This is a genomic window from Microbacterium sp. cf046 (assembly GCF_900114345.1).
Taxonomy (GTDB): Bacteria; Actinomycetota; Actinomycetes; order Actinomycetales; family Microbacteriaceae; genus Microbacterium.
Genome location: NZ_FOZJ01000001.1, coordinates 1,057,909 through 1,076,814, shown reverse-complemented (window position 1 = coordinate 1,076,814; position 18,906 = coordinate 1,057,909). Strand labels below are relative to the sequence as shown.

Sequence of the window (18,906 nt, the reverse complement as noted above, 5' to 3'; positions counted from 1 at the left end):
GCTGCTTCCCGACACCCGGGAATGCGGCGCATCGTGCTGTTCGCCGTGGCGCTCGTCGCCGCCGTCCTCGTCGTCGCGGTCGCGGGACTCCCCGTCTACGTGTTCCCGCCGGAGGGCGAGACGGGGCGCGCTGACGTCGCCTACGTCATCGGACCGCCGACCGAACAGCGCGTCGCACTCGCGGAGCAGCTGCGGGCGGACGGGGTGGTGGAGCAGATCCTCGTGTCGGTTCCGCGCAGCGGAGGCCAGTCCGCGCGCAAGCTCAGTGCGTGCGCCCGTCCGGAGGTCACGTGCGAGACACCGACGCCCTTCTCCACGAAAGGCGAGGTGGCGATGCTCTCCGACTTCCTGAGCGGGGACCGCAGCGCGAAGGTGATCGTCATCACCTTCACGCCCCATGTGGCGAGGACTCGCTTCATCCTGGACAAGTGCTTCGACGGAGACGCCGTCGTCATCGCCGTCGAGCAGAGACTCCGGCCCGATCAGTGGGCCTTCCAGTACGCGTATCAGACCGCGGCGTTCGTGAAGGCGATCGTCACCCCGTGCGCGGACGCCGCCGACCTGTAGCCGGGTCCGCCACGAACTGTTGACACACTTGTAACGCCCCCGACTCACGCCGGCGCGCATGCGCGTCCGCGGCCGCGATAGCGTGAAGGCACGTCGTCAGGGTTGCGATTCCGCATCGTCCGTCGACGACGCGGCAGGCCCGGACCCAAGCAGGTTGGGATGAGGCCATGAGCCGTTTCACACATGTTCCGAAGGCCGCGATCGGTGTCGGCGCAGCCGGGATCGCACTCGCCGTCGCGGGCGGACTGATGCTGGCGACTCCCGCCCTTGCGGCGCAGGACGACGGGATATTCGGCGAGACCACGGTCGTGCTGGACTTCAGCTCGACCGCGCACCTCGGCGTCGAGATCACGACCACGAACCTGTCGGGAGTGCCGGCCTACGGTGCCGCGTACATCACGATCCCGAACGGGAACCGCTACGACTTCGGTCCGTCGCTGTACGCGGCGGGTGAGACGCGCACCTTCGCCGCGGCGCTGCCCGGCCACCCGTGCTCCGATGTCGGGAAGATGTCGGCAGCCGCATACGGATTCGCCGACCTGTCCGATGAGACCCCCGAATGGACGTCCGGTGTCGTCGGCTATCCCGACCCGCGCGTCACCGTGATCGGCTGCGGGCCGACCCCGACGCCGACACCCACGCACACGATCACGCCCACTCCCACGATCACGCCCACTCCGACGATCACACCGACACCGACGGCCACGCCGACCATCACCCCGACGCCGGTGGTGACGCCCGTTCCGAGCACGACTCCGGTGCCGGCCGGGGCCGAAGGCGGGTGGCTCGCCCAGACGGGCACCGCGATCGGAGGAACCCTGCTCCTGGCCGCGGCCGCGATCATGGCCGTCGCCGCGGGCCTGTTCATCCGGGGTCGTCGGGGACGGAAGACGCCTTCCGAGTAGATCCCTGCGGTCGCCCTCGCCGTCCGGCTCAGGACGGCGGTCGGCCTACAGCGCGAGACGCTCCCGCACGACGCCCGCGAGACGGTCTGCGTAGTCCTGGGCGGCGGCGGCGTCGGCGGCTTCGACCATGACGCGGACCATCTCCTCGGTGCCCGACGGGCGCAGCAGCACCCGCCCGGAGTCTCCGAGCTCCGCGGCGACGGAGGCGACGGCATCCGCCACGCCCTCGTCCGAGGCCGCGCGCGAGCGATCGACGTGCCGCACGTTCACCAGCACCTGCGGATACACGGTCATGATCGACGCGAGCTCGGCGAGGGTCTTGCCCTGTCGCGCCATCTCCGCCATCAGGTGCAGTCCGGTCAGCAGCCCGTCGCCGGTGGTCGCGTACTCGCTCATGATCACGTGCCCGGACTGCTCGCCGCCGAGACTGAATCCGCCTTCGTTCATCGCCTCGAGCACATAGCGGTCGCCGACGCCGGTCTGGACGACCGTGATGCCCTGATCGGTCATGGCGCGGTGCAGTCCGAGGTTGCTCATCACCGTGGCGACGAGGGTGTCCTCGACGAGGTGTCCGCGATCCTTCATCGCGACCGCGAGGATCGCCATGATCTGGTCGCCGTCGACGATTCGACCGCGGGCGTCCACCGCGAGGCAGCGGTCGGCGTCTCCGTCGTGGGCGATGCCCACATCGGCCCCGACGCGCACGACGTGCTCGGCGAGTGAATCGAGGTGGGTGGAGCCGACGCCGTCGTTGATGTTGAGGCCGTCCGGATCGGCCCCGATCACGGTCACACGCGCTCCGGCGTCGCGGAACGTCTCGGGCGAGACGCCGGATGCCGCACCGTGCGCGCAGTCGAGGACGACATGCAGACCGTCGAGCCGGTGCGGCAGGGAGGCCAGGAGGTGGACGACGTAGCGGTCCTCGGCATCCGCGAACCTGCGGATGCGGCCGACCCCGGCCCCGGTGGGCTGCAGCTTCGGGAGGCTCATCGCGTGCTCGATGCGCTGCTCGACAACGTCGGGGAGCTTGACACCCCCGCGCGCGAAGATCTTGATGCCGTTGTCGGGCGCCGGATTGTGGGATGCCGAGACCATCACGCCGAAGTCGGCGTCGATGTCGGCGATCAGGTACGCGGTCGCAGGCGTCGGCAGCACGCCCGCATCGAGGACGTCGACTCCCGACGAGGCGAGCCCGGCCGACACAGCAGCCGCGAGGAATTCGCCGGAGACACGCGGATCACGCGCGACGACGGCAGTCAGCCGCTTGCCGGCGGCCTTGCGAGCCTCGGCAGTGCGGCCCTGGCCCAGGACGACGGCAGTCGCCTGGGCCAGGGTGAGAGCGAGGTCGGCGGTGAGGGGGCCGTTGGCCAGCCCCCGCACCCCGTCCGTGCCGAAGAGCGGCATCGGAGGGATTCCGACCTAGCGCTTCGAGTACTGAGGAGCCTTGCGGGCCTTCTTGAGACCGGCCTTCTTGCGCTCCTTCACGCGCGCGTCGCGCGAGAGGAAGCCGGCCTTCTTCAGGGTGGCCCGGTTGTTCTCTTCGTCGATGCCGTTCAGCGAGCGGGCGATGCCGAGGCGCAGCGCGCCGGCCTGGCCCGAGGGGCCGCCGCCGGAGATGCGCGCGATGACGTCGTACGCGTCGGTGAGGTTGAGCACCGTGAACGGGTCGGTCACCAGCTGCTGGTGCAGCTTGTTCGGGAAGTAGTCCTCGAACGAGCGGCCGTTGACGGTGATGACGCCCGAGCCGGGGACGATGCGCACGCGGGCGATGGCCTGCTTGCGACGGCCGACCGCAGCGCCGGGAACGCTGAGCACGGGGCGCGGGGCGGCGACAGCCGCCTGGTCGACCGGGGTCTCGGTCGAGAAGTTGCTTTCGGTGGATTCTTCGATCTTCGCCACGAGTGTGTCCTTAGTCAGTCTGGGAGGCGCTTACTGGGCGACCTGGTCGAGGGTGAAGGTCTTGGGCTGCTGCGCACCGTGGGGGTGCTCGGCGCCGCGGTAGACCTTGAGCTTGGTGAGCTGCTGCGCACCCAGGCTGTTCTTCGGGAGCATGCCGCGGACGGCCTTCTCGACAGCGCGCTCGGGGTTCTTCGCGAGGAGCTCTTCGTAGGTGACCGACTTGAGCCCGCCCGGGTAGCCCGAGTGGCGGTAGGCCTTCTTCTTCTGGAGCTTCTGGCCCGTCAGCGCGACCTTGTCGGCGTTGATGATGATGACGAAGTCGCCCATGTCCATGTGGGGAGCGAAGGTCGCCTTGTGCTTGCCGCGGAGGAGAGCCGCGGCGTGGCTCGCGAGGCGGCCGAGGACGACGTCGGTGGCGTCGATGACAAGCCACTCACGCTGAGCTTCGCCAGCCTTGGGGGTGTACGTGCGCGTCACAATAGTGCTGCTTTCTTGATTCGAACGGAGATGTTCGTGAATCCCGCTCCGGGGTGGTTCTCCGGCCGAGGGCCGACGGAACACGCCAGTGGAGGGCTCACGTTCGCGGTGCACGGCCAGCAGGGCGCAGGCACCAAGGATCGATTCTACGGCATCCGGATGCCGCGACCAAACCGCGAGCGCGAGTGGACCGCCACTTGGCGTGACCGTTGCGAAACCCGCGGTTCACATCCCGCCGTTACGGTCGGCACATGACCACTCCCTCCATCAAGGCAGTCATCCCCGCGGCCGGCCTCGGCACCCGCTTCCTCCCCGCCACGAAGGCGATGCCGAAGGAGATGCTTCCGGTCGTCGACAAGCCGGCGATCCAGTACGTCGTCGAAGAGGCGGTCGCGGCAGGCATCGACGACATCCTGGTGATCATCGGGCGCAACAAGAACGCCCTGGCGAATCACTTCGACCGCGTCACCGAACTCGAGCACACGCTCGAGGCGAAGGGCGATCACGGCAAGCTCGCACGTGTGATGGAGCCGAGTTCGCTGGCCGACATCCACTTCGTCCGCCAGGGGGATCCCAAGGGTCTCGGCCACGCAGTCCTGCGTGCCAAGAAGCACGTCGGCCGGGAGACGTTCGCCGTCATGCTCGGCGACGACCTCATCGATGCGCGCGACCCGCTCCTCTCGCGGATGATCGAGGTGTCCTTCGCCCGGTCTGCCACCGTCGTGGCGCTGATGGAGGTCGAGCCCTCGCAGATCCACCTGTACGGGTGCGCGGACGTCGAACCGACCGATGAGGCCGATGTCGTCAGGATCAGGGCGCTCGTCGAGAAGCCCGCCGCCGCCGAGGCTCCGAGCAATCTCGCGATCATCGGCCGATACGTGCTCAAGCCGGAGATCTTCGAGGTGCTCGAGAACACCGAACCCGGCAAGGGCGGCGAGATCCAGCTCACCGACGCCCTCGAGGAGCTCGCCGCGGACGAGGCGATCGCCGGGCCCGTGCTCGGCGTGATCTTCTCCGGCCGCCGGTACGACACCGGTGACCGGCTCGATTACCTCAAATCCAGCATCCTGCTCGCCCTGGATCGCGAAGATCTCGGCCCCGAGCTCGCCGCGTGGATCGCCGAGATGGCACCGACGCTGATTCCGGCCCGCAACTGACCCACCCGCACCGGGTCGGAGGCGGGCGCGCGCCGGGCAGCCGTCCTACGGCAGCGTGGGCGGCGTCGGGCCCGGTGGAGTGCTCGGCTCGGTCGGTGGCGGCACAGGCTCCGGGACCGGCTCCTGCGTCGGCGCGGGCGCCGGCGCAGGCTCGGGGTTCGTCTCCGTCGTCGGAGTCTCGGATTCCTGCGTGTCGCCGTTGATCACACGCTCCTGATCGGCGCGCATCGCGGCGACAGCGGCCGCGTACGCGATCAGCTCGGGATCCCCGGATGCGCCGGCGTTCTGCGCGGCGCCGACCGCGAGCGACGCCGCGATCACCGCGTCGCGCAGGCTCTGCTCCGCCTCCTCGTTCTCGCCCACGATGCGCACGGCGGTCTCGGGGATCGTGACTCCGAGCGCGACCTGCGCGTTGCGGAGGGCGACGAGCTTCTCCTGCAGCGAGGTCTGCGCGGCCCCCACTGCGCGTGTCGCGGCTGTGATGCTCTCCCCGTGATCCTCGGCTGTCGCCGTTGCCGCGCGCACGGCATCGATGTCGGTGAGATCGACGTCGCCGCGCTCATACGGCGCGGGAGGATCGGCGAGCGAGTCGGCGTCGAGCTGGGCGGTCAGGGCGGCCAGGGCCGCATTGGCCGCATCGAGGGGTGCCTGCTCGGTGACGCCGACCACCGCCGCCAGGGCCGGCCCCGCGCTGTCTGCGGTGCCGCGGGCGAGCAGCACGCTCTCGTCGTATGCGGCGACCGAGTCCTTCAGCACCGACTCGGGCTCCGTGGCCGCTGTCTCGGCCGCCTCGAGTTCGGCGACGGCGGCGGCGAGCTCCTGCGCGGCGAGGTTGTTCGCGGCGAGCATCTGAGCGATCACGACCGAACCGGCGATGACGCCGATCAGCAGCACGATCGACACGGCGACCGACCACCGCACGCGGGTGCTCCAGCCCCGGATGCCGCGCCGGCGCTCCGCCGGGAAGAACGCACCGGCCGAGGTGCCGACCTCGGTGGCTGCGGGAAGCACCGCAGTCTTCTCGGCCGCCGGAGGTTCCGGCGCCGCCGCGGACGCCGACCCGGCAACGGCTGCCCCGCCGACGATGCCCGCCCAGCCCGCCGTCGCGGCCGCGCTCTTCTTCTCCGTCGGTTCGACTGCCGGCTCCTCGACCAGGCCGAGCCAGGCCAGCGGGTCGTCCTCCACGGCCTCCGCCGGCGCGTCGTCCTGCCGGACCGGCTCCACGACGGCCGCGGATGCGACGGCGCCGGCACCGGCCATCACGATCGGCTCGTCGTCCGGCAGGTCGTCCTGGTACGCGGATGGCTCGACAGCCGCCGGCGGTGTCGCCGGCAGCCTGTCCTTCGCAGCAGCAGCGACCGGCGCGGTCGAGAATGCCTCCTCGCGAGCGGGTTCGGCGAAGAGCGCCGCGAGCCTCTCGCCGGCGTCATCCGACTGCTCGTCGGCCCGTTCGGTCTCCTGCTCGGCAGCGCGTCCGAAGAGCTCAGCCAGCTCCCGCGCACGCTCGGATTCCTCGCCGGCCGCGGGCGCGCCAGGCACCGTTGCCGCGTCTTTCTGCGGCTGGATGTCTGGCTCTCGGGATGCTGTCACGTGCGCCACCTCGCTTCAGGATAGAAGCGGCGTCAGCCTACACGGTCGAGGCGGCAGTATCAGGTGTGCGGAACGGGATGCTGCGACCTGGCGCGCTGAGCGGCCATCTGCTCGTCGAACTCCGCCTGCCAGCCCGCGCTGACGGCGATGCCCTTCCGCTCCGCCTCTTCCGTGGAAAGCTCGACCGGGAATCCGTATGTGTCGTAGAGGACGAACAGCTCCTGCCCTGTGACGCCGGTGGCGCGGTACGCGTTGAGCTGTTTCAGGCCCTTCCGCAGGGTCCGCCGGAACGCCTGCTCCTCCTTCACGAGGATGCGCTCGACGTACTCGGCGTGTTCGGCGACCTCGGGGAAGTGCGCCTCGTAGATTCCGGCGATCGTCGGGATGATCTGGGGGAAGAAGTTCTCCTCGAGGCCCAGCTCGAACGCGAATCGCACGGCTCGGCGGATGAGGCGGCGCATGACGTATCCCTGCGCCTTGTTGCCCGGCTGCACGCCGTCTACGGCGAGGAAGGTCGCGCCGCGCAGATGGTCGGCGATCACGCGCATCGCGCGCGTCTCGTCTTCGTAGGTCTTCCCCGAGAGCTCCTGCAGTCGCTCGATGATCGGCCAGAGCAGACCGATGCGGAAGACGTCAGGAGTGTCCATCGCGGCAGCGGCGATGCGGGCGAGCCCTCCGCCGTAGTCGACGTTGCGTCGCGGAAGCGGCTCGAAGCCCGACTCGGTGCGTCGGTACTCCATGAACACCGAGTTGCCGAGCTCGATGAACCGGCCGCAGTCGCAGTTCTGATGGCAGTGCCGGCCGTACGCGGGGTCGTGCTCCACCGTCGGGAAGAGGTAGAAGATCTCGGTGTCGGGACCACCGGGCTCCCCGACCGGCATGTCCTCGGCCTTGCCGCCGCGGCACCACCAGTTCTTCTTGCCGTAGAACGCGATCCGGGCACCGTCGGTGCCGACAGCAGCCGCGTGCTCCTCCGTTCCGAGATCCACCTGCGCGCTCGAGATCCCCGCCTTCTCGAACAGCCCCGTCCAGATCGCGGCGGACTCGTCGTCCTTCGGGATGCCGTTCTCGGGGTCGCCGCTGAAGCACGACACGTAGATGCGCGCGGGATCGAGGCCGACCTTCTCGGTGAGGAACGTCCACACCTGCGGAATCTGCTCCTGCTTGAAGTAGTCGCCGAGGCTCCAGTTGCCGAGCATCTCGAAGAAGGTCGTATGGCGGTTGTCGCCGACCTCCTCGATGTCCTGGACGCGCAGGCACGTCTGGCTGTCGGCGAGTCGTGCACCTGCCGGGTGATCCGCGCCGAGCAGGTAGGGCAGCAGCGGCTGCATCCCGCTCCCGGTGAACAGCGTGGTCGGATCGTCCTTCGGGATCAGCGGGGCCCGGGGAATCACGATGTGACCGCGCTCGGCCATGAACTCGAGGAATATGCGTCGGATCTCGTCAGCGGTCATTCACCTGACGCGCCGATCCCCCGTCGGCTGGAGAGCCTCGGCACGTCTCCCTTCGCGACTTGTCTACCACCCCGGGGGATCGATACACTCGAACTCTTCGGGGGACGCGCACTTGAGGCGCCTCGCAGGTGCAATTCCTGAGTCCTCCACCACAAGGGTCCTGACGACCCGCGCCGTCTACGCCTCGACAGCCACCCCGTCTTCGGCATCCGTCGTCGCGACCTTCGAGCGCCCTCGCACCAGATGGTCGATCAGCGCGGCCAGCCACGCCCCGCCGAGCCCGAAGACGACCACCATCGCCTCCGTGACGAGGGTGTACGCGCCCGACGTGGCCGAGACGTCCACGAGGATCCGGCTCACGATCGGCGGGATGAGCGCCAGCAGCAGCACCACGAAGCACAGCGGATGCCGTCCGCGGACGATCAGCCAGCCGCCGAGTGCGACCACCAGCGTGATCATGCCCTGATTCACGACGAAGGTCCAGAACGCGATCGGCTCGGTGATGTTGCCGATTCCGCGTTCGATGCCGACCGTCGCCCACAGCAGCAGCACGACGCTCGCGAGCGTGACCGCGCCCAGCCTGCGGGCGCCGGAGGCGGGCATGAGGATGAACGACGCGATGTACAGGCCCAGCAGCACCACGAACTGCACGAAGTCCACCGCCGGCACATCCGTGCCCAGGGCGCCCGCGTAATTGGCAGCCTGGATGAAGGCGCTGAAGTCGGTGGCGATGTTCAGGAACGCGGCGAACATCACACCCACCATCGCGGCCCCGTACCGCGCGTTCCGGTCGAAGCGGACCTCTGGAATCATGGCTCGACACTAGCGGCTGGGCCCCGGCCGGCCCTTTCAGCGAGACCTTATACTGGCGAAAAGCCGTGCGATCTAGGGGGGCCGTGAGCGAATCGAACACGCCGGCCTCACCCGGTGAGCCGCCGGCGACCTCCCGCCGCGACTTTCTGCGCAAAGCCGGCATCGGGGCGGCGGGCATCGCGATCGGCGGGGCCGCCGGAGCTGCGGTCACGGCTGCGGCGACCGCGCATCCCCCCGAGTTCGATCCGCTCCCCAAGCGCACGACGCCCGGATTCGACCACATCGTCGTGGTGATGTTCGAGAACCGGAGCTTCGACAACATGCTCGGGTGGCTCTACACGGCGGATGAGAAGTCCAAGGACGAGTTCGACGGGCTCGCCCAGGGCAGCTACTCCAACCTCGGACTCGACGGCGAGACGGTTCCGGCCTATGTGTACGACGGCGCCACCGACACGGTCATGCAGTCGCCGCAGCCCGACCCGGGTGAGACGTATCCCCACGTCAACACGCAGCTGTTCGGCACGGTCGACCCGCCGACGAACGCCGACATCCGTCACCACAGTCAGCTGCCGCCGTTCAACACCCCGCCGATCGAGGCGACGGCCGACATGTCCGGCTTCGTGAGGGACTTCGCGATCAACTTCCAGCGGGACAAGGGCAGGCTCCCGACCGCCGCCGAGTACAAAGTGGCGATGGGCGGATTCTCGCCCGAGATGATGCCGGTCCTGTCAACGCTCGCCCGCGAGTTCGCCGTGTACGACGCCTGGCACGCCGGGGTGCCCTCGCAGACGTTCTGCAACCGGCTCTTCTTCCACGCCTCGACATCGAACGGGTACGTCACCAATCACGGTGGAGACAGCTACTACAAGTGGATCAACGGCCCGCCCGCCACCACGATCTTCAACCGGCTCGAAGAGGCCGGCATCCCGTGGCGCATCTACTACGACCCGTCGCAGCTCGTGTCGCTGACCGGACTGCTGCACGCGCCGGTGCTGCAGCAGTACTGGAAGACCCACTTCCGCGTGATGAGCCAGTTCCTGGAGGACGCCAAGAACGGCGACCTCCCCGCATACAGCTTCATCGAGCCGCGCATGGTCTTCAACCACAACGACATGCATCCGCCGTGGGGCCAGAAGATCCACGAGGACGACGTCGAGATCGACGGCCGGATGTTCCCGGTGTACAACAGCGCCCTCTCGGATGTGCGCGCGGGCGACAAGCTCGTTCAGCACGTCTATGACGCGATCCGCACGAGCAAGGCGACCAAAGGCTCGAACGCGATGAACACCGCGCTGGTCATCACCTTCGACGAGCACGGCGGCACGTACGACCATGTTCCCCCGCCGACCGCGACGCCACCGGATCGCAGCGGATCGGGTGAGATGGGATTCACGTTCGACCGGCTGGGATGCCGCGTCCCGACGATCGTGGTCAGCGCCTACACCGCGCCGAACACGGTGATCCATGACGAGATGCATCACGGGTCGGTGATCAACACGATCTGCCGCCAGCACGGCCTGCCGCCGCTCACGCTCCGCGACCAGAGCGCGAATCCGATCTTCAACTCGGTGAACCTGACGGAGCCCCGCCAGCCGTACAGCTGGCCCAAGCCGAAGGCGCTCTACAAGGGGCGCAATCCGGAGGAGGACGACGCTGCCGCCGCGGCCACCAAGCACAAGCACCGTCCGCTCACGGCCCCGGCGCAAGGACTGACCGGGCTGCTGCTGGCCCGATTCAATCCGGGCAGCAAGGCTCCGCAGACGTACGCGGAGGCCTACGAAGCGATCAGCCGCTTCGGCAAGGGGCTGTTCGGCACCACCGACGACGCCAAGTGACCGGCGGGATCCGCGGTCGAAGAGGGGTTCGAGCATGAAGCTGTCCGTGATCGGATGCGGCTACCTGGGCGCCGTCCACGCGGCGGCGATGGCCTCGATCGGCCATGAGGTGGTGGGCATCGACGTGGACCGCCGCAAGATCGCCGCGCTCTCCGGCGGAGAGGCGCCCTTCTTCGAACCCGGACTGCCCGAGATCCTCGCGGACGGCATCGCGTCCGGCCGCCTGACCTTCACGACGGACATGGCCGCCGCAGCCGGGGCGGCCGTGCACTTCATCGCCGTGGGCACCCCGCAGCAGAAGGACGGCAATGCGGCCGACCTCACGTTCGTGAACGCGGCGGTCGACGCACTGCTGCCCCACCTCCGGCCCGGCGACGTGGTCGCCGGCAAGTCGACAGTGCCCGTGGGAACCTCCGCGGACCTCGCGCCCCGGATCGAGGCGACCGGCGCCACCCTGGTCTGGAATCCCGAATTCCTGCGCGAGGGCTGGGCGCTCCAGGACACGATCGACCCCGACCGCATCGTCGTCGGGGTCGCATCCGGCGCTGCCGGAGAGCGCGCAGCCGATGTGCTGCGTGAGGTCTACCATCCCGCCGTGGCCCGCAGCATCCCGTTCCTCGTGACCGACCGGCCCACCGCCGAGCTCGTGAAAGTGGCCGCCAACGCGTTCCTGGCGACGAAGATCTCCTTCATCAACGCCATGGCCGAGATCGCCGAAGTGACCGGCGCGGACGTCACTCAGCTCGCCGACGCCATCGGACACGATGCCCGCATCGGCCGCCGCTTCCTCGGCGCCGGCATCGGCTTCGGCGGGGGATGCCTCCCCAAGGACATCCGTGCATTCTCTGCGCGGGCCGAAGAGCTCGGCCGGGGTGAGTCGGTGGCCTTCCTGCGCGAGGTGGACGCGATCAACCTCCGTCGGCGCGAGCGCGCGGTGCAGCTGGTCGTCGCGGCTCTGGGCGGCACGGTGTTCGAGAAGAGGGTCACCGTGCTCGGCGCGGCATTCAAACCCCACAGCGACGACATCCGCGACTCCCCCGGGCTGGACGTCGCGACACAGCTGCGCGGGCTCGGTGCACTCGTCACCGTCACCGATCCGGCAGCCATCGACAATGCGCGCAGGACCCACCCGCAGCTCGGCTTCGTGACCGACCGCGACGAAGCGCTGACCGGCGCCGATGCCGTGATCGTCGTCACCGAGTGGGACGAGTACCGCCGGGAGCTCTCGCCGGCCCACGCTGCCGGCCTCGTCGCGGGCCGGATCGTGGTGGACGGACGCAACTGCCTGGATGCCGCCGCCTGGCGCGCGGCCGGGTGGGAGTACTACGGCATGGGCAGGCCCTGACGCCGCGGCCTCAGGCGGCCTTCGCCGCCTCTGAGATCGTGGCCGTCACGAGAATGGGCAGGTGGTCGCTCCGACCCTGCGGGAGGGTTCGCACGCGGTCGATCTCGAGGCCGACCGACGTCGCGAAATCGTAGTGGCCGCGGAAGAAGCGGTAGCGGGTGTACGTCCGCGCGTCACTGAGGTTCAGCTCGTACCCGTGCTCGCGCACCTTCTGGCTCAGGTTCTCCTTGAAGACCGGATAGTTGTAGTCGCCGACCATCAGCACGGGAAGCCCGTCACCGAGCTGCTGGAGCTCGGTGAGCGCGGTGCGGATCTGATGGCGCCGCAGCGAATTGAGCGCGGTGAGCGGCGCGGCGTGGAACGACGCCACGATCACGTCCCTGTTCTCGTCGATGTCGTGCAGCCTCACGCCCAGCATCCGCTCTTCGGCGGGCTTGAGCACGCGGTCGTGCATCGACTTCTTCAGCGCCATCGAGCGCACCTCCATGAGGCGGAACGTGTTCTCGCGGTAATAGACGGCCAGACCCAGACGATTGCGCGAGGTGGCTTCGGCCAGACGCAGATCTCCGATGGATGCCGGCATGTCGGCAGTGTCGCACTCCTGCAGGCACAGCACGTCCGCGCCGTGGCGCTGGACCAGTGCCGTGAGCTCGCCTGCGGCCCGGTGCTTGCGGAGGTTGTATGAGATGACCTTCATATCGATCCCCAGCCTAGGGCGGTGAGGTTTCGCGCGGGTGTCCCCTTGACAATCACTGGCCGACCTCACAGCCGACGCGGAGTGACGAGCGAACGCCGCCGAGCGCCGCCCCGGCCACCAGGTACCGTGAGGGGGTGTCCGAGACAACCCCCCGCCCCTGGTGGCGACGCGTCCTCGGAAGCACGTGGTTCCACCTCGCCGCGGCGCTGGTCGTGACCGGGCTGATCCTGAGCTTCGTCGCCAAGCCGTACTGGGTGCCGTCGGGGTCCATGGAGGCCACTCTGCAGCCCGGGGACCGCGTGCTGGTGAACCGGCTCGCATATCTCGGCGCATCGCCCGCGACCGGCGATGTGGTCGTGTTCGACGCGGGCCCGACCTGGGACATCGAGGGTGAATCCCCCTCCGATCCGATCCGCGGAGCGCTGCGATGGGTCGGCGAGGTCACCGGTTTCGGGCCCTCCAGCGCGCACACCCTGGTCAAGCGGGTGATCGCCGCGCCCGGCCAGACAGTCGAGTGCTGCAGCGACGACGGGCGACTGCTGGTCGACGGGGAAGCCCTGGATGAGCCGTACGTCACGAACGACTTCCCCTTCGAACCGGGTGAATTCGACTGCGACACGACCCCCCGTTCGGCGCGCTGCCTGGACCCGATCACCGTGCCCGCCGACTCGTACCTGATGCTCGGCGACAACCGGGCGAACTCCTCGGACTCGGCAGCCGCCTGCCGAAGCGAGGACTCTGCCGCGGACTGCTGGCGATGGGCGGTGCGATCCGACATCGTCGGCAAGGCCGCCCTGGTCTTCTGGCCCTTCACCCGCTGGAGTGCGCTCTAGCGGACTCGATGTACGAAAACGGCCGCTGCCGCCTCTTCAGGTGTGAGAACTGACACCGACAGGAGGGTCTCGCGATGACCATTCAGATGAGCGCGCAGCACAGTCGCACGGAGCACAGTCGCACGGAGCTGCTCGAGTCGGCCCACCGCGATCGACTGCTCGCGGAACGCGCGCTGCGGCGAAGCGAACTGGAGCGCGATCAGGCCGCGCGGGCCCTCGAGTCGAACCTCGCACCATCGCCGATCGGCGAAGCGGCTCGCGCTCGCCTCCGTGCCACGTACGCGGATGCCGCGGGCTCGGTCGAGCGCCACCGCCGCGCCTTCGACCGCGCGCTCGCGATCGAGCAGGCTGCCGACGTGCTGGCGAAGGCGTTCGACGACGAGTCGGATCCGGCCGGCCACGACGCTGCCGACAATCTGATCCAGCTGTTCGCCTCGAAGCGGCCGGGCGCGCTGAGCGTCAGCGCCTGAGTCACCGCACGTCTGCGGCGACCGGGCAGGGTTCGAACAGGGCCTTCGCGAGAGCGGCCGACTGGTAGGCGGACTGCTGCGCCCACTGCCATGCGTCGGCCGGACGCCCGACGGCCAGCACCGTGAATTCTCCGGGGTAGCACTTGCCGAAGATGTAGCGCGCACGCGCGACGTGCGGCACGCTCGTCACGACGATGACCGATGACTCCCCGGTCGCTCGCGCGTGCTCGCTCATCAGCAGCACCTCGCCGCGCGTCGTGTACGGATCGGGCACCTCGCACGTGACCCCCGGCTCCCGGCAGAGGGCCGTGTCGCCCGCCGTCTGACCTCCGGATGGCTGCACCGAGATCACGATCTCGTCGACGATGCCTTCATCTCGCAGCCGCTCCGCGAGTTCCAGGCGCGCATCCATCGGGGGTCCCAGCACGAAGACGGCATCGCTCGGGCGGATCTCATCGACGGCGGGGAACACGCACAGCGGCAGGGCGATCAGGACGAGAAGCCACACCCCCGCGATGATCGTGAGCAGAACACGCAGCAGCCGGCTCACTCGCGGTCCCGTCGCGCCCGGGTCTGCTCCGCTCGCTGGGCGAGAAGCTCATCGGCGGGGTAGCCGACCTCGGTGAGGGTGAGCCCGCGCGCAGCGAGCACCGTGAAGTCGTTCGTGCGCCGGACGGCATCGCGGATGCCGACGACATCCTCGACGGCGAGCCGGCCCTGACCCACCGCGACGCACGCGCCGACGAGTGCGCGCACCATGCTGTGGCAGAACGCGTCGGCCTTCACGTTCGCCAGCAGCACGCCCTGGGCATCCCGTCGCCAGTCGAACTCGAGGAGGGTGCGGATCGTGGTCGACTCCTCGCGAGGCTTGCAGTACGCGGCGAAGTCGTGGAGGCCGATGAGCGAGCGGGCAGCGGCATCCATCGCGTTCGCGTCGAGGCGCCCGCGCACGGTCGTGGTCCGGTGCCGCTCGAGCGGGTCGTACCGCTCATCGGCGATCCGGTACGAGTATCGGCGCCACACCGCGGAGAATCGCGCGTCGAAGCCGTCGGGGGCGAGCGTGGTGCGCTGCACCGCGACATCCGAGTACGCGCCCACGACACCGCGCACGCGCGTGGCCAGCCTGCCGGCGGCCGCCGCGGCGGCCGGATCCGGCTGGGTCGCCGAGCCCGTCGGATCGTCGAAGACCCCTCCCCTGCCCTGGCTCAGGCGCCGCTCCTGGTCCGCATCCAGATCGAGGTGGGCGACCTGTCCGGTCGCGTGAACGCCGGCGTCAGTCCGACCGGCGACGACGAGCCGCGGCTGACCGCCGAGGATCCGCGCGAGGGCGCCCTCGACCGTGCCCTGGACGGTGCGCAGGCCGGGCTGCAGCGCCCACCCGCGGAAGTGGGTCCCGTCGTAGGCGATGTCGAGGCGGATGCGCACCCGCCAAGCCTAAGTGCGCACCCTGGCACGGCCTATCAGCCCGTTCGGCGAGAGGGCGTGGTGCTGACGCGCCGCCTCAGCGCACCACGAAGGTCGGCGCGCCCGGCTGGAGGACCCGCTCCTCGAGCAGGCCGGATTCGATCAGTTCCGCGACCGCCGTCGGCACGTCGTCGACGGCATCGCCTGCGGGGTCCGATCCTGTCATCATCGCTCGGACGATCAGCTGCGTCATGGTGCGAGGCTCATCCAGCCATTCCCAGATGAGCGCCGTGGACCCCGTGAGCGCCGCCGCCCGTGCGAGCTGGTCGTCGATGTCGGGGCCGACCGGCCGAGCGGTAGCCGGATCGTCGACATCGACCCAGACCACTTCGTCGCGCCGGGCGATGACCGGCTCGTCCGAGCTCAGCAGTCCGGCATCCAGCAGCAGTCCCACCGCGGCGAGCACAGCGCTCTCCGCATCGAAGTCCTCGGGCGGGTCGTGAGCGGTGACCGCAGCGTCCGTCAGCTGCCGGAGCGTCGCGCCATCGGCGGCACGCCACACCGCCGGCCCGATCCCTCCCAGGAGGGTCACGTGCCCCTGGTGGCCCGTGATGGTGAGCAGGGCGATGCGGTCCGGATCCTCGACCGAGACCTCGTCGACGACCTCGACCCGCGAGAACCGCGGCCCGAGGTGCTCGGGGTCGGCGACGGGGGCGATGTGAGCCGGCCGTTCGGGCAGCACGATCGCCGCCGACGGGCGGATGAGGTCCGCGATCACGGAGGGGAGCGTCGCGGCGTCCCGGTACTTCACGGTCCGGACGCCGCCTGTCGCCGTCGCGAGCGCCGCGATGAATCGCAGCGGGGCGGGTTGGTCATGCAGGAAGCTCGTCTGCGACACGAGCGCCTCGAGCGCGGTCCCGAGGTCGGTCACCTCGACGAGCGGCGACTCCGGGTGCTCCTCGTCGCGATCGAGCAGCACGACCGCCGCGACGCGCAGCTCGGCGGACGGCAGCGGCCGCAGGCCCAGGGCGGACGGTGGATGCTGCGTCTTCGGCGCCGCGGGATCCTCGATGACCGACAGGGGCTTGCGGTACGGCCACACCCGGCCGTCGTGGTCGATCGCGATCGTCTCGTCGGACACGTAGCCGTACACGGCGCCGAGCGCCCGCGACGCGGTGGTCTTGCCTCGCCCCGAGGGACCCACCAGCACCACCACGTCTCCGTCGGGTGTCGCGATCCCCGCGGCGTGCAGCATCCAGGCACGCCCGCGCGCCGCTTCGATCGCCGCCAGCGTGACCTGCTGCGACAGGGCCGAGAGCATGCTCGAACGATCGGTGTCGTACGGCGTCACGGTCGCGACGGCGCGGGCACCGGCGTCGGCCGCGGCATCCGCCCAGGCGGCCCGGACGGCCGCCTCGTCGCCGTCATCGAGCGCGCTCAGATCGATGGCGATGCAGGAGCCGACGGCATCGACGAGGAGAGTACGGGGCACACCGGAAGTGTACGTGGAACGCGTCGCCGGGCATGGTCGAGTGGGTAGCGAACGGGCGGAGGTGAGGTCTATCGTTATCCCCCGGTACACGGTAGCGTTGCCTGAAGTGCGTCTGCGACCTGGGGAAGCGGGCGCCGGTGGGATGCGTCGCCGTGGTAACCCGAATCCACGATTCGACGTCGTCCTGCTTCGGAGACGGAGTTTGCCATCACTACTTCCATTGCGAGCCATGCGCACACGGAGCTTCCTATGCGCGCGCAGTCCGGACTGATCATCCATGAGTGGGTCGAACGCTGGGGCGGCGCGGAGCGTGTTCTCCAGGCGATGGCCGACGCATTCCCGGATGCCGACGTCCGGGTGCTGTGGAGCGACGCACCCGAGCTCTTCGACCGCACGGTCACCGAGTCCTGGCTCGCCCGCACTCCGCTGCGCCACCACAAGGCGCTGGCGCTTCCCGCGATGCTGCCGACCTGGCGCCTGCCGCTCGGATCTGATCCGGACTGGGTGCTGGTCAGCTCTCATCTGTTCGCACACCACGTGCGCACGCCCAAGGCGACCAAGAAGTTCGTCTACACGCACACGCCGGCCCGCTACATCTGGGAGCCGGACCGGGATCGACGCGGCCGCAACCCCTTCGTGCGCGCGGCGAGCGCCGCGCTGAAGCCCATCGACCGGCACCGCTCGGCCGAGGCCACCTCGATCGCCGTCAACAGCTCGTTCACCGGGGAGCGCGTGCGCAACGCCTGGCACCAGCCCTCTCGCGTGATCTATCCGCCGGTCGACACCGAGCTGCTCACCGCCATCGACGACTGGCGCACGCCGCTCGTCGATTCCGAGCAGCGGCTGCTCGACTCCCTCAAGCGGCCCTACCTCTTCGGAGCATCGCGGTTCGTCACGTACAAGCGGCTCCACAAGGTGATCGAGGCCGGCGTGGCGACGGGGCTCCCGGTGGTGATCGCCGGTGCCGGTCCGAGCGAAGCGCGCCTCCGGTCCCTCGCCGTCGAGCTCGGCGCCGATGTCACGTTCGTGATCTCGCCCTCGAACGAACTCATCCGCGCGCTCTACGCGAACGCGGTCGCGTACGTCTTCCCGGCCGTCGAGGACTTCGGGATCATGCCCGTCGAGGCGATGGCGTGCGGCACTCCGGTGATCGGCAGCGACATCGGAGGTGTGCACGAGAGCGTGACACTGGTCGGCGGCGGGATCACGGCCGACCTCGATCACGGCACCGACTGGAACGATCTGCTCCAGCGCGCCACCGACCTCGATCCGGCCGACTTCCGTCAGCGCACGCTCGCTTTCTCGCGCGCGCGCTTCATCGGACAGATCCAGGACTGGGTCGCCGAGCAGGCCTAGACCCGCGACCGGGCGCCGCGCAGGCCGGGCGACCGGCTCGGCGGGAGCGTCCGGGACGACCGCGCGCCGACGGTCCTCGGAACGGCGTGGTCCGCCTCGCGTCGCCGAACCCCTTGGAGTGCTGCGACGATCAGGATTCCCACGCATGCCCCGACCGTGTTCGCGATGATGTCGAGCATGCTCGGCGTGCGCCTGTCGAGCATGAGGGCCTGCGAGCACTCGATCACCGCGGTGACCGCGACCGCGATCGGCAGGATCAGGTACCGCCGGCGGATGATCAGCATCAGCAGCGCGCCGAGCGGGACGAACAGCAGGATGTTCGCGAGCAGCTCGATGCGCGGATAGGTCAGGGGCGGAAACGCCAGGGTGATTTGGCGCAGCAGCGGCCCCGCATCGGAATCGACGGGCACCGGCCAGAAGGCGATCAGCGCGAGCGTGATCGCGTACACCGTCAGGAGGGCTCTCGCGATCGCGCGCGAGGAGCTGCGGGGACGACGGTCGGGTGCGTCAGCGGAAGTCATGCGGGCCTCTCGATAGGGCGCCGCGACGCTGATGCGCGTGAGCGAGAGCCTACCCGACGAATCCGGGGACTCGAGGGTCGGGAGCACCGGC

19 protein-coding genes are annotated in these 18,906 nt (G+C 69.5%); 8 read left to right on the top strand and 11 right to left on the bottom strand.

Annotated features, from left to right (window positions below; translation table 11 throughout):
• Positions 1-33 precede the first annotated feature (33 nt).
• Together BM349_RS04945 and BM349_RS04940 are read left to right on the top strand one after the other, a co-directional pair.
• Positions 34-567: a YdcF family protein gene (locus BM349_RS04945; RefSeq protein ID WP_139230885.1), complete on the top strand. Its 534-nt coding sequence runs from the start codon at positions 34-36 to the stop codon at positions 565-567.
• 167 nt (positions 568-734) lie between these two features.
• A complete protein-coding gene (locus tag BM349_RS04940; protein WP_091703814.1) occupies positions 735-1,472 on the top strand; it encodes a hypothetical protein in 738 nt (245 codons plus the stop codon).
• Between the two features lie 45 nt (positions 1,473-1,517).
• Here the strand turns inward: BM349_RS04940 and glmM are convergent, their stop codons facing one another.
• The 3 genes from glmM to rplM are packed head-to-tail and all read right to left on the bottom strand — an operon-like array spanning position 1,518 to position 3,848.
• The gene (gene glmM, locus BM349_RS04935; RefSeq protein ID WP_091703811.1) at positions 1,518-2,876 is read right to left on the bottom strand and encodes a phosphoglucosamine mutase; all 1,359 of its coding nucleotides are present in this window, start codon (positions 2,874-2,876) and stop codon (positions 1,518-1,520) included.
• Between the two features lie 15 nt (positions 2,877-2,891).
• Positions 2,892-3,371, bottom strand: a complete 480-nt coding sequence (gene rpsI / locus BM349_RS04930) for a 30S ribosomal protein S9 (RefSeq protein WP_091703808.1) — start codon at positions 3,369-3,371, stop codon at positions 2,892-2,894.
• A 30-nt stretch (positions 3,372-3,401) separates the two neighbouring features.
• Entirely contained in the window at positions 3,402-3,848 is a 447-nt protein-coding gene (gene rplM, locus BM349_RS04925) for a 50S ribosomal protein L13 (RefSeq protein ID WP_091703805.1), read from the bottom strand.
• A gap of 251 nt (positions 3,849-4,099) precedes the next feature.
• On the opposite strand from rplM, the gene galU reads away from it, so the two are divergent.
• Complete coding sequence (gene galU / locus BM349_RS04920) at positions 4,100-5,005, top strand: UTP--glucose-1-phosphate uridylyltransferase GalU (protein WP_091703797.1); 906 nt, start codon at positions 4,100-4,102, stop codon at positions 5,003-5,005.
• 45 nt (positions 5,006-5,050) lie between these two features.
• Here the strand turns inward: galU and BM349_RS04915 are convergent, their stop codons facing one another.
• The 3 genes from BM349_RS04915 to BM349_RS04905 form a co-directional block, all read right to left on the bottom strand.
• Positions 5,051-6,544, bottom strand: a complete 1,494-nt coding sequence (locus BM349_RS04915; protein WP_139230884.1) for a hypothetical protein — start codon at positions 6,542-6,544, stop codon at positions 5,051-5,053.
• A gap of 110 nt (positions 6,545-6,654) precedes the next feature.
• The gene (locus BM349_RS04910; RefSeq protein ID WP_091703789.1) at positions 6,655-8,049 is read right to left on the bottom strand and encodes an alanine--tRNA ligase-related protein; all 1,395 of its coding nucleotides are present in this window, start codon (positions 8,047-8,049) and stop codon (positions 6,655-6,657) included.
• A gap of 177 nt (positions 8,050-8,226) precedes the next feature.
• Positions 8,227-8,862, bottom strand: a complete 636-nt coding sequence (locus BM349_RS04905; protein WP_091703786.1) for a hypothetical protein — start codon at positions 8,860-8,862, stop codon at positions 8,227-8,229.
• 83 nt (positions 8,863-8,945) lie between these two features.
• Between BM349_RS04905 and BM349_RS04900 the strand changes: the two genes are divergently transcribed.
• Both BM349_RS04900 and BM349_RS04895 read left to right on the top strand, forming a co-directional pair.
• A complete protein-coding gene (locus tag BM349_RS04900; protein ID WP_091703783.1) occupies positions 8,946-10,697 on the top strand; it encodes an alkaline phosphatase family protein in 1,752 nt (583 codons plus the stop codon).
• A 34-nt stretch (positions 10,698-10,731) separates the two neighbouring features.
• A complete protein-coding gene (locus BM349_RS04895) occupies positions 10,732-12,042 on the top strand; it encodes a UDP-glucose dehydrogenase family protein (RefSeq protein ID WP_091703780.1) in 1,311 nt (436 codons plus the stop codon).
• A 10-nt stretch (positions 12,043-12,052) separates the two neighbouring features.
• On the opposite strand, the gene BM349_RS04890 is transcribed toward BM349_RS04895, so the two are convergent.
• Positions 12,053-12,739 carry an endonuclease/exonuclease/phosphatase family protein gene (locus BM349_RS04890; protein ID WP_091703775.1) on the bottom strand — a complete coding sequence of 229 codons (687 nt, stop codon included), beginning with the start codon at positions 12,737-12,739 and terminating at the stop codon, positions 12,053-12,055.
• Between the two features lie 134 nt (positions 12,740-12,873).
• Between BM349_RS04890 and lepB the strand changes: the two genes are divergently transcribed.
• Both lepB and BM349_RS04880 read left to right on the top strand, forming a co-directional pair.
• Positions 12,874-13,572, top strand: coding sequence for a signal peptidase I (lepB, locus tag BM349_RS04885; protein WP_091703770.1), 699 nt, complete (start codon positions 12,874-12,876; stop codon positions 13,570-13,572).
• Between the two features lie 74 nt (positions 13,573-13,646).
• Positions 13,647-14,042, top strand: a complete 396-nt coding sequence (locus tag BM349_RS04880) for a hypothetical protein (RefSeq protein ID WP_091703766.1) — start codon at positions 13,647-13,649, stop codon at positions 14,040-14,042.
• A 1-nt stretch (position 14,043) separates the two neighbouring features.
• Here the strand turns inward: BM349_RS04880 and BM349_RS04875 are convergent, their stop codons facing one another.
• From BM349_RS04875 to BM349_RS04865, 3 genes are all read right to left on the bottom strand, one after another.
• Complete coding sequence (locus BM349_RS04875) at positions 14,044-14,592, bottom strand: YdcF family protein (protein WP_091703762.1); 549 nt, start codon at positions 14,590-14,592, stop codon at positions 14,044-14,046.
• Positions 14,589-15,467 (bottom strand): tRNA pseudouridine(38-40) synthase TruA, encoded by an 879-nt coding sequence (truA, locus tag BM349_RS04870; RefSeq protein ID WP_091703758.1) that lies wholly within the window; start codon positions 15,465-15,467, stop codon positions 14,589-14,591. Before truA ends, BM349_RS04875 begins: the two co-directional genes overlap by 4 nt.
• 76 nt (positions 15,468-15,543) lie before the next feature.
• Positions 15,544-16,938 carry a hypothetical protein gene (locus tag BM349_RS04865; RefSeq protein WP_091703754.1) on the bottom strand — a complete coding sequence of 465 codons (1,395 nt, stop codon included), beginning with the start codon at positions 16,936-16,938 and terminating at the stop codon, positions 15,544-15,546.
• 249 nt (positions 16,939-17,187) lie between these two features.
• Between BM349_RS04865 and BM349_RS04860 the strand changes: the two genes are divergently transcribed.
• Positions 17,188-18,294 carry a glycosyltransferase gene (locus BM349_RS04860; RefSeq protein ID WP_091703750.1) on the top strand — a complete coding sequence of 369 codons (1,107 nt, stop codon included), beginning with the start codon at positions 17,188-17,190 and terminating at the stop codon, positions 18,292-18,294.
• Here BM349_RS04860 and BM349_RS04855 read toward each other — a convergent pair.
• Complete coding sequence (locus BM349_RS04855; protein WP_091703747.1) at positions 18,291-18,815, bottom strand: VanZ family protein; 525 nt, start codon at positions 18,813-18,815, stop codon at positions 18,291-18,293. The genes BM349_RS04860 and BM349_RS04855 overlap by 4 nt on opposite strands.
• Positions 18,816-18,906 lie beyond the last annotated feature (91 nt).

Excerpts from the sequence above, each read along its gene's own strand:
- BM349_RS04940 (WP_091703814.1), top strand. The coding sequence starts at position 735 with ATGAGCCGTTTCACACATGTTCCGAAGGCCGCGATCGGTGTCGGCGCA.
- glmM (WP_091703811.1), bottom strand. The coding sequence starts at position 2,876 with ATGCCGCTCTTCGGCACGGACGGGGTGCGGGGGCTGGCCAACGGCCCC.
- galU (WP_091703797.1), top strand. The coding sequence starts at position 4,100 with ATGACCACTCCCTCCATCAAGGCAGTCATCCCCGCGGCCGGCCTCGGC.
- BM349_RS04910 (WP_091703789.1), bottom strand. The coding sequence starts at position 8,049 with ATGACCGCTGACGAGATCCGACGCATATTCCTCGAGTTCATGGCCGAG.
- BM349_RS04905 (WP_091703786.1), bottom strand. The coding sequence starts at position 8,862 with ATGATTCCAGAGGTCCGCTTCGACCGGAACGCGCGGTACGGGGCCGCG.
- BM349_RS04895 (WP_091703780.1), top strand. The coding sequence starts at position 10,732 with ATGAAGCTGTCCGTGATCGGATGCGGCTACCTGGGCGCCGTCCACGCG.
- BM349_RS04890 (WP_091703775.1), bottom strand. The coding sequence starts at position 12,739 with ATGAAGGTCATCTCATACAACCTCCGCAAGCACCGGGCCGCAGGCGAG.
- BM349_RS04880 (WP_091703766.1), top strand. The coding sequence starts at position 13,647 with ATGACCATTCAGATGAGCGCGCAGCACAGTCGCACGGAGCACAGTCGC.
- BM349_RS04860 (WP_091703750.1), top strand. The coding sequence starts at position 17,188 with ATGCGCGCGCAGTCCGGACTGATCATCCATGAGTGGGTCGAACGCTGG.
- BM349_RS04855 (WP_091703747.1), bottom strand. The coding sequence starts at position 18,815 with ATGACTTCCGCTGACGCACCCGACCGTCGTCCCCGCAGCTCCTCGCGC.